Here is a 13860-nt window from a genome sequence, read left to right as displayed (position 1 = left end):
AATTATGACACAAGAAAATCAAAAAACATCAAACAATGACGTGGTGCCATCCGTGGTCAAATTCCTTTCGAACGAATGGTTTGAAGGAGAATTTAAAGAACAACCATTGTATTTGCAGGAAATTTTCGAGTTACTGCTCGAAACGGAGTACGGCGGCGATCTCGATTTAAGGCTAAAAATGCTCAGTTGTTTACGAACGAGTAGAAATTTGGCCCAAACGTTGGCAGCATTTACAGATGAAGAAATTCAAAAAGTCTGTAGTAGTGCAGCAAGTTAAAATGTAGTGTTCTAGTTTTTAGAATATCAATAAAGCTCCGTCATTGCGGAGCTTTTTGTTTTTTTGTCCTTTCGAAGTAAGCAGAAAGCGCAAGAGTTTTTCTACAACGATTGCCGATTTGCTTTGCGGAATTTCTAGTGTGATTTCTCCTTACGTCGAAATGACACGGGCTACTAAGATGTCGTATTCTAATCTATAAAATAACCGCAAGGCGTGCTAAGTTTAATTATTGCAGTATGGCTCTTTTTTAATTTATACCTAATTTTTTTGTGCGCAGATTTGCTTCGACAGTTCGCTATCGCTCGGATAGCAGATTAGGCCGATCTTACTTACCTCTTAAAAAAATCTGTGCAATCTGCTAAATCTGCGTGCAAAAGAAAATCTTTGCGATCCCTTGTGCTCTTTGCGGTTAAAATAAATAGTAGAGAGATTGGTCTATAAAAGTGTAGCACACATCAAGCTAAAAGACTTCAAGTCTGCGTTTACATTGTCATCTAACGGTGAAGTGATGCCGACCACCAGTACTAAAATAAAACTCTTTTTTTGATTTTATTTCCTTTAATTTAAAAAGGACTCCATAATTTTCTCCCACTCTAATACCCGAAGGAACTCTAACCAAAAAGCGGGAGTAACCGATTTCGTCTAATATTCTACCAGAATCGGCAATAATAGGGGAATGAACGGCAGGATATCGATAAGGTATAAAATGTACAGCAACAAGTTTTAATGATCGCGGTGGTATCTTCTCTTTATAAGGATTATCATCTGTAGACAATCTAATTGTAGTTCCTGTAGCACCTTCTGAAGGAGAAAGAGAAGTGAAGTATATACTATCCATAAAACTTCTATTCAAGTTGTTTTTTAATTGTTTTATATCGTTGCTTTTGTTTTTAAGGCTTTAACGTTTGAATACAATCACTATTTGCAAATGGTTTTGGGTACATAAACACACAATAATTATATATTCGGGTAAAAACTTAAACGGGAAGTGAAGCCAATCCAGTTTTACTTCGCAAGTCCTTGGAGCTTGGACAATATTAAAAACAAACTTGATATAAAGGAATGCTAGATTTATATATGAACTATTTCTATTTATATTTGGAGAAATCACTTTAGTCTGGAAAAATATAAAGAGCAAAAAAATTAGTGTTGAAAAGAGATTATTAGAAGTACCTAAATTATCTCGTTTAGGTCGAAATAAAATAGTACAAGAATCTTCAGAAAGTTTTCCAATTAAAGAATGCTTTGCTCTTTGATTATAACAGGATTACCTTTGAAGTTGTATGCATTTTGTTCTTAAAAAGACATTGTTAAAAATAATTCCCTTCCATTTTGTTTAAATTTTATCTAAAGAAGTAAATTGAAATAGAATTCGGATTTTTACTACTAAAACAGGTGTTTATACGCAGTCTTTTGATTTTAAATAACTTTAAATTTGACTTGTAATAGCAAACCATTGTTGGTACATGATAATTTGAGTTTAGAAATGAAAAGACGGTGTAAGTGTATGTTGGTATTTCTTTTTGTATGCACCGGCCCCTTTTTGTCTGCTCAGAACGAAAGATTAATTATTGGCCGAACAACAGGGAAGTTAGCGATTGCAAAAAACGTAACCATACGTACTTTCGGTTTTACGGACTCGCTTTCCGGTCAGGTTACTTTCCCGGGATCGGAGATTGAGGCTAGGGAAGGAGATAGCATAAGTATTGATTTTTGGAATATCTCGCAAGGAAATCCGGTCTCTTTATATTGTAAAGAAATTGAGTTTCAGCAGCGGAATGCAGAGAACGAAGTAGTGAAGGTCAAAGAGCCAATTCATCATATGGTGCATGGGTTTTATTCTTTTCAGGCTAAAAAAGCAGGAACTTATTTGTATTATAGTCCCGAGAATTACCCCTTCAATCTTCAGGCCGGTATGTTTGGAGTGCTTATTATACGCCCAAAAGAGACAGATTCTTTAGACCACAAACCATCGCAGGAAATACTATGGTGCAGTAACGAAATAGATACCAAATGGCATACAGATGCTATTATGGGTACAGCATATGATGTTTCTAACAAGCCCATACTTCTTCCGCTCTACAAGCCCAATTATTTCTTGATTAATGGAAAAACAACGATAGAAAACAAAGGATTACAATCGTTTGTGAATAAAAAAGAGAAGGTGCTTCTTCGTTTGGTTAATTCGGGATTATACCTTCATGAAATACAGTTTCCATCTGATGCGAAACTGAAGTTCATTTCGGGAAGTGATCGCAATCTGATTGCAGGCCCTAACGGATATAAAATACAGCTTCATTCCGGGGAATGTCTGGAAGTGCTTGTTTTTTTAGATCAGGTAAACGAGATGGAAAAGATTAGGTATCATTTTATAGAACCGATTTCAAAAAAGGTAGCATACAAGGCTGAAATTCCGGTTTTTTATTAAAATTTAAATCAGTACTCATGAAAAAAAGAATCTTATATTTTATGTTGTTTTTTGCTTCTTTGAACTCATTTGCGCAAGGCAAAGCTACTTTTTCGGTAGTGGGTAATGCAACAAATAAGGAAAGCCTGCAGAAAAATAAGCGACTGGATATTTCTAAAATCAAAGTCGAAAATATCTCTAACAAACCCATCTATTTGGTTTGGGAAACGGTATCAAACACTTTTCCAAAAGAATGGGATTGCTCGATGTGTCAGCATGGGGCTTGCCAGATCGGGATTCCGAAAGGTTCGGCTTTTAATAAATTAAATGCCGATCAGCAGGGATTTATAGCCATACATGTGATTCCGGCAAACAAATCGGGTAATGGCATTGTAAAATTTAAAATTTATGATAAAGCAAATCCCAGCTATGCGAAGATTTTGACTTTTGAAGTCGATGTGCTTTAACAGCAATACACAACTGATTATAAACCTAAAAACAAACAAAATGAAAAAAATTACTATTTTATTCTTTATTATTTTGATTTCGGGGCTCTCCTATGGTCAAAGTAAAAGTAATGTGAAATACATTAGATGGAACGCCAATACGCCACAAGGACAGGAAAATCTGAAAGCAATGAATATCGCTTTTGAGAAAATGCGTGCAATGGGCTGTGAGATGGGTGTTTCCTGGTACTATCAGGGAGCAATACATAATATCCCGAATGCAATTAACGGCCCTAATGCGCTTTGTGCGGCGTATCAGACCGATAAAGATAAATTATGGGCTTGGGGTGATTGCACACATAATGGGTCAGATGCAGCTTCTTTAAATTTTCTTTTATGGCACAGAATGTACATTTGGTTTTTAGAAAAAATTGTTCGCGAATTATCCGGAAAAGACGATTTTGCTATACCGTATTGGAATTATGGAAGCAAAGATACAGTCGATAATATCTTGGCAGAACCGATAAGAGACAAATCAGGTTCGCTCTTTACAGCAGCCCGTTATACGGTTCTGAACAACGGAAAACCGATTCCTCAAAAGCAACTTACGCAGATACAATTAGCGCTTGAAGAATTGAGAACCAATCCTTCCTTTACCGGATCAGCTGGATTTAGTCAAAATCTTGAAGGTTCGCCTCATGGTTTTATGCATAATCTTATAGGTGGAGGATATGCAGATCCAAGCGAAAGTTATTATAATGAAATATACCAAAAGGTGACATCGGGTTTAATGGCAAATGTTGATTCGGCAGGATTTGACCCTGTTTTTTGGTTGCACCACAGTATGGTCGATCGTATTTGGGAGTCCTGGGATGTTTCGGCTTACGGAGAACGTCCTACTTTAGAACAGCTAAAAGAGAATCCGTGGCCTTATCAGTTTATAGCGCCTAATGGAGATCACCTTACTTATACAATGGAAGAAGTGTACAAGATCGTTTTCGATTTAGATTACAAATACGACAATTTACTTTATGGTTCTAAAACTCCGGTTGTAGCGGCCAATGAAACGAAAACTAAAAAATTAGTGTCATTTCAAGATTCAAAAGAAGCTGTGATCTGGGAACAAAAAGTAGGTAAGCCACTTGGGGGAACTGATTATAGTCATAAAGTAACCAGTAAACTTGTTCAAAATACCAATAAAGTTTTTACCAGTAAAGCAAATGCCAAAATTGTACTAAATTTGGATGTAGTAGCGTACAAAGAACCAAAAGATTACTATACGGTTTATCTTCGTTATCCGAAGAAAAAAGATGTATACGTTGGAACAATGACGTTCTTTGGACTTGAACATGATCACGGAGTTGATGAAAGTCATGCAATAAGTGAAGATGGGATAAAAAAGAGCTTCTCCTATTATATTTCGGACAATTTATTGAAAACGAATTCGAATTATGAAATCATTATTAAAAAAACCGGAGGTGGTGATGCTAAAGTAACGCTTGAAAAAATTGGCGTTTCGCAGATAAACTAAGGCACTTTGAGTGTAGTACACTTAAAAAAAGTAGTAAGCTTTTTGAATAAAGAAATTAAAATCATAAAAGAAAAAAGAAGCCGTTTCAGTACTGAAACGGCTTCTTTTTATTTATACGGCCACTTGGTTATGCAACGCCATTCTAGTCGCTAGTATATGTTCGCAAGGCCCTTTTCGCAATTGATTGGATTGGTAAAAGGAACATTCACAATTGCCTTCAATCAGACGGTTGTCTTTGTCTAATACGGCTAGGGTAGTATAAGTGAAATTTTTATCGGTTACTTTTCCTTTGATTTGCAGATGATCTGCTTTTACATTGGAAGTAATTTTTATGCGATTTTCGCTTATATATTGATTTGCAATTTCTTCTTGTGGACTTGCAAAACGCAAGGTTTTCATATTCAAAGGCTCCTGAGTCAGTTCCCTCACTCGATATAGGCCTAAGTTCAAATCATAGATTACTCTTCCGGCTTGTGTATAGGCTGCCAATGAGGCTGAAACTACTGAAGGGTCAAGATTCAGTTTTTTAGCCAAATGATCAGAGGTATCCAGCCAATTTTCTTTCAAGGCATTGAAAACTTTTTCCTGCGTAAATAAATCGACATTAGTTCGGGGTGCCATTAAATCAAAATTTCCGGCGGTACTCCAGTCATTTTTAGTCCATCCTGATAAACCTAAAGTATACGACATATCGCCCAAGTCTGCGATGAAAAAGGAAGGCAAACCGGATCCCAGTAAAACGACCTTAAAATTGCGGGCAATAGGAATTAATCTTTCCAGAATTAGTAAACGACGTCTTCCCCAAATGCGAATTGTTTTGGACTCATTTCCTTGAAATAAAGAACGATGAAACGTTATTTCGTCATGCGAAGGTTCAAATATTGCTTTGATAGGTTTGTCCGGTTCCAGTACAAAACGTAATGCTCTTGGTCCTTTCTTTTCTTTGAAACGACGCAAATATTGACACAAACTAAAGATATCCATAGGGTGTAAATCCAGTACAGTTGCCGGCAAAGTCATCGCTGAACTCACCTGTAGAAAACCTCTGACCCAGGAATCGGGGAGGTCAATTTTTACTTCCTTGTAAACTTCTTCGTTTGTTGTTTTGGCTTCAAAACCGGAAGGATCAATTTTAAATTCGGTTTCCTTGTAGTTTCTTATTTTTTGGAATTCATTATACAATCCTTCCGAATAATCGATATTGGTAGTGCCACATTTAAAGTCGCTGATCTCTGTAAATATGTTATAGTTACAGCTTAATTTTCCGTATGAAGATTCATCTTTGCTGAAACATTCAAAAAAAACTTCATCGGGATGTACCGTAATTACAGGATCGAGAACAAACCAAGCGTCTTTGTCATTTTTATACAGATAATCAAAATAAGCGGTTTTGGCTTGGTTAAAAGGCCCCATGATGGTTCTTTTCTCTTTCTGAACGATGCTTAATTCTTCTTTTAGTTCTTGAATACGGGTTCGGACATTTTCAATCTGAAAATCGGCCATGTACTCGCTTAACCATAATTTCTCTTGTTCTGCAGCCCATAATTTGTAAGCTGTTTTATCCTTTGGAAAAAAACGTAAATCGGAGATTACCACATCGTGCAATGCCGAAATAGCTTCTCTGAAGGCTATTTTTTGGTTTAGTTTTCCAACAAAAAAAGTAGGTTCCCGCAAGGTATCCGGCGAAAAACTCATGCCGGTACTTGTTGAGGTGTTATTTACAATGGTGCTTCCGCTGTATTTATAATCAAATAACATAACTTAGTTTTTAAGGATTAAATGGGTATGCAATTGCGGGTAAACCGTTTTTAAATCGGTCAGGATTTCGATACAAGTTGCTTTGTCCTGTATTGCTACGGTGGCAGAAACTTCATCGATGATCTGCGTTACAAAAGCAGCAGCTTCTTCATTTTTCTTTCCTTCCAGATGCAAGAATTGAAAAATACGTTGTTTTGCAATTCGGGCTTTATGCACGCGTGTTAAGACAGAACGGAAATAAAAATCAAGTTCTTTCAGCTTCGGCAGATTATCTGAAGCATAAGTGTTGAGGTAATTCGTAACAAATATTTGAATATTTACACTAGGATGCTGGCTTAACTTCGTTAAATACGTTACGCCGTCTTCCGGATTAAAATAGTGCGTGATAATTTCTTTTCCAAACTGTTCAACAGCAGGCAATACAGAATCTACGATACTGATCAGACATTCTAAATCCCAGTCGGTTTCGTCAAATTCGGTTTTGAAAAAATGAAAGGCAAATGTTCTCGTATCGTCCCAAGTCGTATCCAGTATGACTAAAGCGTTATTTCTTTCAGAGCGTATACGTTCTTTTTTATCCATGAAATAATTCCAGCACCATTGACGGATGGCCAGGATTTCATGGTTTCCTAAAGAGATAATCTGACGGATTGTAAAAGCGTCTTTACGGGTATATTTTTTCAATATCTCGTATCCGGTTAACTGACTTTCTCTATAATTGGCGTAAATTAATTTGATAACATCACGAGGTTCTAATGCGGTATTCCACTGCTGACTCGTTTCTTCGAGTATGAATTTTTTAAAGATCAGATGCGAACGTTCAAATTTTTCTTTTCGAATCATGGCATAGACCGTATTGCGGAGTGCAAGGTCAAGCAGGTCGAAATTTGATTTACTCAATTGTGTAATACGCGCCAAAACAGCTTCCAGAACATCTTGATAGTTAGTCTGTAGTAAATCTAATAAAGAACTACTATTTGCCAGCAAATCATCTTCCTGATAGTTACTTAAGAGCTGAATACCATTTTTTCTAATTTCAAAACTTTCATCTGCTAAGAAAAGCGCAATTAGTGAAAATGGGATTTCTTTTGAGGCTACTTTTTCAGATTTTAAGATTAAAATAGTACTGGCCAGCAGGTTATTTGTTTTTAAATCAGAAGAGATTAAACGCGCTACAATATCCCAGCTTAGTTGTTCTAGTTGTGAGGCAGCTATTTTTTTAAGTCTCTCTATAGCTAATGTTGCTGCCTTATTATTGGCTTCAGATTCTTCGAATGTAAGGAGCTCAACGATTACTTTTCCGGTAATTATTTTGGCTTTATCTTCCGTAAAAGCAAAATTTTCTAAGGTGTTAGTGATCCAGTTTTTTACATCAGGAACCTCATTGAAAATCAGTTTTACAACACATTCGATATCGTTTAGAAATAGTGTCGGATTTGCTGTAATGTGGTTTTTGGCCCAGTTTCTAGCCGACTCGGTTTTAGAATTCAGTACCGTTGCAATAAAACCAAGCTGTGTAGAAAGCGCTACATTTTTAAGAACTATTGTTTCGAACCCTAAAGTATTTGGAATGGTAAAATCACTATTCAATAATTTTAATATGCTTGTCTCATCAAAACGATCGAGTAAAGTATTAAAATCGTTTCGTGCCTTTAAATTATGATAAGCAAACTCATGAATGATATTCATTTGAGCTTCCATAATAAGCTGAATGTAAGCTTCCGGAAAAGCATCCCAATGTTCCGGGAATAACTCTAAACGATTTTGGTTGTCTTTTTGGACTGTTTTTTCTTCTTCGGGAACGATTAGACTTGGAGACTTTTTCTCCGTTTCTTTTTTACCAAAGAAAGTTGAAAATGCTTTTTTTGCTACATCAAGAACAGATTCGGAATTCGGAACAGCTACAGCTGTTGTATTTTCTTCTTTGACCGTTTTTTTGTCTTCTACCTTAGTGACTTCATTTACAGAATAATAATAATTTTTGCTTGAGAAAATTTCCTGACTTAAAATGAATTTCATCTTAGGAGTTAGAATTCGTTTTTTATCATTCCCAAATAAAATAGTAGACAACAATAATAAATTAGAACACTCCGGATAATCTACAACAGTGTAATAATATTTTCTATCATTGTAATTGTATTGTCCATAGGTATTTAAAGGCGATTTCTCGGCTTTGGTGTAATTGTCTTCGGTGTATTTGGATAAAATAGACACCGCAAATCGAAGGTATTTTTTGGAGTCTGTTTCTGCATCCAGTTCCTTTAAAAAGCGAAGGCTGTTTTTTTGAAAATAGAGTTTGGTGAAATTCGAGAAAGCAATTTTACTGTCTTTTGCACGAAGCTCTTTTCCAATATTTACTCTTTCATTGACAGCAGCAACAAATTGTGTATCGTAATAGTCCCCCTCTAACGAAACAGTTCGGGTAAACATCGGATTTTCATTTTCAAAACGATAAGCAAGAACCGCTATTACATCGGCATCATTTCTGATATGAGCTAATTTGTAGATCGCTCTAATGTGTTTAAAATAAGGCGGTCTGAATGGTACGGCTTCCAATAAAAAAACAACAATTTCGTGTAGTTTACTATCAAATTTCGCCACTAAATACAAAGCAGTCAGATAATTGATAGAGTTCTGTTCCAGTTCTTCTTTTAGAAAAAGGATCAGCGAGTCATAATCCTTTTTATCAATATAATAGCGTGCTTCCTGAGGTATGGTCTCGAGAATGGAGGCAATATGTTTTTGTAATTTTTCGTCTTTCAGGATTCCTAATAATCCCTCATGAGCCAGATTTCGTATGTGTTCTTTCTGTTTGGCTTGTAAAGCATTAGAGCTGAAAACCGCTTCTGCTTCAGTAGATTTAAATTTTATTAAAGACCAAATAGCAGAATACGTTTGTAAATCATCCCCTTTTGAGGCTAATTTTATGATATAAGGAATGGCTTCTTTAATGTCTAATAAACCTGCTTTCCAAATAACACGGCTGGTTTTCCATTTTGTTTTAAAAGACGCTCTGCCTGTTACAGCGTCTTCTAAACGTTGCAGGATTACACCGTTTATAGAATCGGGTTCTACACTTTCTAGAGATGGAAGTTCAATTAGTGTTTCGATCTCTGAAGCGTATCCTTTACCCTTTTTTTCATTTTCAAGTTTATCAAAAATTACTTGTGCTTTGTCAGCCGAAACGTATTCAGGGGTTTTTGTTCCTTCTTTTAATACGCTGCCTCTTTTTCCATATCTGAAATTGACCACATAATTATCGGCATCAATAGAACATAAGTCAATCTCGTATACTTTATCTGAATTCCCTTCTTTATAGAAAAGTTTAATCTGTTTAATTAATTTCATAATTGAAAAAGGCTATTAATTAAAAAATATTCCACCAGTTCTCCGGCTTTTGCTCCATTACTGTTTCTTCTGTCTCCTGCAAAACCGGAATAACGATTGGAGTCAGTTCTTCGGGAATACTTGTTTTTTCTATAATAGGCAAACCGTGTTTGTTTATAATGTTTTTTAAAGTCTGTTTGAATGCTACTCCTTTTTCGGGGTTAACCATAAACACATAATTGATGTAACCTTCTATAGCATTAATTAAATGAATGGCTTTTCCCCATTGTTGCTCCTTCCATCCATTTTTTTCGATATTGTGAAGCAGGGCACGGAATTTTCGTAGTTGAATGCGATCAATATTAAGTTTCTCATTTACCACAACTCCGGTTACCTTTTGTTGCATGCCTTTTCGCATGACATGTATTTTGTCAGGATGAATGATGAAACCTTCGGATTCAATGATTTTTTTAGTAAAATATAATAATCGGGATACATTTTTGCTGTTCTCTTTCGTAGTAGAAAAGCTCATGTCGTCTGCATAACGGCTGTAGTCGAAATTTAACTTTTTGGCCAACCCTTTAATTTTTTTATCCATTTTATAAACAATCATATTGCTTATGGCTGGGCTGGCAGGTGAACCCTGTGGCAATTTACGTTCACCGGATTGCACGTAATACGTAACGCCGTCTAGTGTGGTTTCGTTAATTTCAGAGTAGGTGCACAGTAAGCTCAAAAGAGTAGCAATTTCTTCCGAATAGCCTATTTTATGAAACAAGCCTTTTACTCTTTTATGGGTTACAGTAGGGAAAAAATCTTTTAAATCGATATTAACCACAACCTCTTTGTTCAGATGTGGTTTTGCATTGGTTACTATAGAACGTTCTTTTATAAAACCATGCGCTTCCTCTGTATAAGGTATTTTATGAAGTATGTTTTCTAAAATCCAGCTTTGAACCTCTTTTAGTTTTGCTTTTGGAGCTGATATTTTGCGTTTACCGCCTGATTTTTTTTCAAGCTCAAAAGTATGATAGTGATTGATTTTAGAAACCTTTCTGTTATAAGCAAGGTATTGTAAAGCTTTGAGGTCAATTTGCATGCCTTTGGCCAATGCCAGCGCATCTTGATAAACAGGTAAATTGTAGTGTTCTAAAAGGGTAGTATTGGTTTCTTTGGTATTTAGACCTCCGGATATTTCTTCACCTAAATAAAGAATTTGCTGTTGCTGTACTAATTTCCAGTTTTTTGCCTTTTCCAGCTGTTTTTTCTCGCGGTTAAGTATAGTCTCAATTCTTTTTTGCTTAGCAATTTTCATTCGGGCTTTACGCATTTCGAGTAGCATGGCTTCTCTATTGCTAAACTTTTTGTCTTGTGCTAAAAGTTCATTGAGCTCTTTTTCAATCTTTGTTTCCTGATGGATGAGAATTTCAGACAATGTAGGTTCGGACCCGGATTGCCAAAACCCTAAACGTTGCATTTCTTCTAATATGTAGCTATCCTTTGAGGTAGCTCTTATTCTATCATAGATTTCTTGTTTACTAAGCTGTTCAGACATATTACAATCGCTATTTTACATTAAAAAGCCCTATTGCAACAATAGGGCTTAAAGTTTAAAACCTTCGTATTTTCTAAGGACTATGTCTATCAACTCCCGAGAAAGGGTACTATACGTACAGTTAATCTCGAGGAGGTGGAACCGAAACTGTACGTATAGTACCCTTTCTCATCCATAAGATAGAAGTAGTGCTGAATGTTAAATAATCTTACATCGATGACGAAACATCATCATTTTCTTTATACAAGAAAAGCAAGGTATTTCTTAAACTCAAAACAAACATAGTAAAAAAGTTTTAATTCAATACTACTAAAATTTAAAATAGAGGAGTCTTTTTGTTAGCTTGGTTAGAACGATTTTTTTAAATATTGAATTACAATAGGATAGCTTTTTTTTTAAAGACTATTATTTGGAAAAAAATGCTTGGATTAAAGGAAAATGCAAGGTTTAGAAAGAATAATTCTAAAAGTTGTGGCGAACTTTGCTTTCGTTTTTAGACCTGAGCTACATTAATATTCAAAATTTAGATTATTGTTTAATAGTATTTAATGTTTTTTTTTATTTCTCGTAAAGACACAGCGTCGCCAAGTTTTTATCCTGATTTTTTAACTTTGCGACGCTGCGACTTCGCGAGATTTTGTTTCTCCACAACTTTTGAACCCGATCCGTTTAAAAACAATTTTTAAAATAACGAAATAAAAAAAGGACCGTCCTTGCGAGACAGTCCTTTAAAATATATAGAATTTGATTCTTAGTTGTTACCGTAGATTTTAACGTAAAGATCTTTGTAGATTTCTTTTATAATTTTACGTTTCAATTTAAGGGTAGGAGTAAGTTGTCCACCATCGATTGACCATACATCCGGAGTTAGTTCAAAACGTTTGATTTTTTCCCAGTGACCGAATTTTTCGTTAATGCCTTCTACTTCTTCATCAATTCTTTTGATTACTTGAGCGTTTGAAGCAATTTCACTATTTGAACCTCCTAAAGTAATTTTATGGATTTTAGCCCATTCTTTTACGAATTCAAAATTTGGCTGAATAAAAGCTGCCGGCATTTTTTCGCCCTCACCAATTACCATGATTTGCTCAATAAAACGAGATTGTTTCATCGCATTTTCAATTAATTGAGGAGCAATGTATTTTCCGCCTGAAGTTTTGAACATTTCTTTTTTACGATCGGTAATTTTTAGGAACCCTTCGCTGTCAATTTCTCCAATATCTCCGGTGTGGAAATAACCGTCCTGTAAAGCTTCAGCCGTTTTTTCAGGATCTTTAAAGTAACCTAACATTACGTTTGGTCCTTTGCAAAGAATTTCACCGTCTTGGGCAATTTTTACTTCAACGTTGTTTATTACTTTTCCAACAGTTCCAATTTTGAAACCTCTGTTTCTTTGGTCGTTAACAGCAATTACAGGAGATGTTTCAGATAAACCGTATCCTTCCATAACCGGAATTTCTGCAGCTGCAAAAACTCTTGCTAATCGGGGTTGTAAAGCGGCACTTCCTGAAACCATTAAATCCAGATTACCTCCTAAACCTTCTTTCCATTTGCTGAAAATAAGTTTACGGGCAATTTTTAATTGAAATTCATACCAGCCACCGTTTGCTCCGTATGGCTCATATCTTAGACCTAAATCAATAGCCCAGAAGAATAGTTTTTTCTTGATTCCTGTTAATTCAGCTCCTTTTGCATAGATTTTATCATATACCTTTTCTAATAGTCTCGGAACAGCTGTCATAACTGTTGGACGAACTTCTTTCAGGTTATCACTGATTTTATCAATAGATTCTCCGAAATAAACCGAAACACCATAATATTGATAGATGTACAAAATCATTCTTTCAAAAATATGGCAAATTGGTAGGAAACTTAAAGCAGTACTTTTTCCCGGATCAAAAGGAATTCTCGGTGAGCTGTCTAAAACATTGGAAACAATGTTTTTGTGTGAAAGCATAACCCCTTTTGGTCTTCCGGTAGTTCCTGATGTATAAATAATAGTAGCCAAATCATCGGCTTGAATGCTGTCTTTTCTGGCCTCAACTTCAGACTGATTGCTTTCATCTGCACCCAAAGTCAGTAATTCTGACCAGTGTTTGCAGCCTGCAATTTCATTAAAAGAATACACTTCCTTTAAGGTCGGTACATTGGCCTGGATTGCTTTTACTTTTTGGTATACTTCGTCGTCTGAAACGAAACAGTAAATGCTTCCGCTGTGGTTTAAAATATATTCGTAATCCTCTTCAGATATAGTTGGATAAATCGGAACGTTCTGTGCTCCCGTTTGTAAAATACCAATATCCATGATATTCCATTCGGTGCGGTTATTAGAAGTGATTAATGCAATTTTATCATCTTTCTGAATGCCCATGCGTAATAATGCTCTTGAAACAGCATTTGCTTTAGCAATATATTCCTGGCTTGATGTTTTTTCCCAGGTTCCATTTTTTTTGGTTGCAAGCGCAACCTGTAGATTATAAGTCTCTTGTTGATAATAAGGAAAATCAAAAAGGCGTGTGATTGAAACCATGTTTAAAATATTGAATTTTATTGCAAATT

Annotated in this window: 9 protein-coding genes; 4 read left to right on the top strand and 5 right to left on the bottom strand. The window is 35.6% G+C overall.

The window, feature by feature from the left end; translation table 11 throughout:
* Positions 1 to 4: 4 nt before the first annotated feature.
* On the top strand, positions 5 to 277 hold the full coding sequence (locus AB674_RS02820) for a hypothetical protein (protein WP_047773657.1): 273 nt from the start codon (positions 5 to 7) through the stop codon (positions 275 to 277).
* A 490-nt stretch (positions 278 to 767) separates the two neighbouring features.
* On the opposite strand, the gene AB674_RS02815 is transcribed toward AB674_RS02820, so the two are convergent.
* Positions 768 to 1115: a hypothetical protein gene (locus tag AB674_RS02815; RefSeq protein ID WP_047773655.1), complete on the bottom strand. Its 348-nt coding sequence runs from the start codon at positions 1113 to 1115 to the stop codon at positions 768 to 770.
* A 669-nt stretch (positions 1116 to 1784) separates the two neighbouring features.
* On the opposite strand from AB674_RS02815, the gene AB674_RS02810 reads away from it, so the two are divergent.
* From AB674_RS02810 to AB674_RS02800, 3 genes are read left to right on the top strand one after another with little or no spacing between them, the layout of a single operon-like run.
* Positions 1785 to 2705, top strand: a complete 921-nt coding sequence (locus AB674_RS02810) for a multicopper oxidase domain-containing protein (protein WP_047773654.1) — start codon at positions 1785 to 1787, stop codon at positions 2703 to 2705.
* A gap of 17 nt (positions 2706 to 2722) precedes the next feature.
* The gene (locus tag AB674_RS02805; protein ID WP_047773652.1) at positions 2723 to 3151 is read left to right on the top strand and encodes a hypothetical protein; all 429 of its coding nucleotides are present in this window, start codon (positions 2723 to 2725) and stop codon (positions 3149 to 3151) included.
* A 40-nt stretch (positions 3152 to 3191) separates the two neighbouring features.
* Positions 3192 to 4661, top strand: coding sequence for a tyrosinase family protein (locus AB674_RS02800; protein ID WP_047773789.1), 1470 nt, complete (start codon positions 3192 to 3194; stop codon positions 4659 to 4661).
* Between the two features lie 111 nt (positions 4662 to 4772).
* On the opposite strand, the gene AB674_RS02795 is transcribed toward AB674_RS02800, so the two are convergent.
* The 4 genes from AB674_RS02795 to AB674_RS02780 all read right to left on the bottom strand — a co-directional run bounded on the left by AB674_RS02795 (position 4773) and on the right by AB674_RS02780 (position 13831).
* A complete protein-coding gene (locus AB674_RS02795; protein WP_047773650.1) occupies positions 4773 to 6419 on the bottom strand; it encodes a hypothetical protein in 1647 nt (548 codons plus the stop codon).
* A gap of 3 nt (positions 6420 to 6422) precedes the next feature.
* Complete coding sequence (locus AB674_RS02790; RefSeq protein ID WP_047773649.1) at positions 6423 to 9767, bottom strand: WGR domain-containing protein; 3345 nt, start codon at positions 9765 to 9767, stop codon at positions 6423 to 6425.
* A 19-nt stretch (positions 9768 to 9786) separates the two neighbouring features.
* Positions 9787 to 11301: a reverse transcriptase family protein gene (locus AB674_RS02785; protein ID WP_053004183.1), complete on the bottom strand. Its 1515-nt coding sequence runs from the start codon at positions 11299 to 11301 to the stop codon at positions 9787 to 9789.
* Positions 11302 to 12052: 751 nt separating this feature from the next.
* Positions 12053 to 13831, bottom strand: a complete 1779-nt coding sequence (locus AB674_RS02780; protein ID WP_047773647.1) for an AMP-dependent synthetase/ligase — start codon at positions 13829 to 13831, stop codon at positions 12053 to 12055.
* Positions 13832 to 13860 lie beyond the last annotated feature (29 nt).

The organism is Flavobacterium sp. ABG, assembly GCF_001027725.1.
In the GTDB taxonomy this organism is placed as follows: Bacteria; Bacteroidota; Bacteroidia; order Flavobacteriales; family Flavobacteriaceae; genus Flavobacterium; species Flavobacterium cupriresistens.
This window is presented reverse-complemented; position numbering and strand designations above follow the sequence as displayed.

Bases quoted from the DNA above. Each gene is read 5' to 3' on its own strand.
- AB674_RS02815 (WP_047773655.1), bottom strand. From the start codon at position 1,115: ATGGATAGTATATACTTCACTTCTCTTTCTCCTTCAGAAGGTGCTACA.
- AB674_RS02780 (WP_047773647.1), bottom strand. From the start codon at position 13,831: ATGGTTTCAATCACACGCCTTTTTGATTTTCCTTATTATCAACAAGAG.
- AB674_RS02790 (WP_047773649.1), bottom strand. From the start codon at position 9,767: ATGAAATTAATTAAACAGATTAAACTTTTCTATAAAGAAGGGAATTCA.
- AB674_RS02800 (WP_047773789.1), top strand. From the start codon at position 3,192: ATGAAAAAAATTACTATTTTATTCTTTATTATTTTGATTTCGGGGCTC.
- AB674_RS02795 (WP_047773650.1), bottom strand. From the start codon at position 6,419: ATGTTATTTGATTATAAATACAGCGGAAGCACCATTGTAAATAACACC.
- AB674_RS02785 (WP_053004183.1), bottom strand. From the start codon at position 11,301: ATGTCTGAACAGCTTAGTAAACAAGAAATCTATGATAGAATAAGAGCT.
- AB674_RS02820 (WP_047773657.1), top strand. From the start codon at position 5: ATGACACAAGAAAATCAAAAAACATCAAACAATGACGTGGTGCCATCC.
- AB674_RS02805 (WP_047773652.1), top strand. From the start codon at position 2,723: ATGAAAAAAAGAATCTTATATTTTATGTTGTTTTTTGCTTCTTTGAAC.
- AB674_RS02810 (WP_047773654.1), top strand. From the start codon at position 1,785: ATGTTGGTATTTCTTTTTGTATGCACCGGCCCCTTTTTGTCTGCTCAG.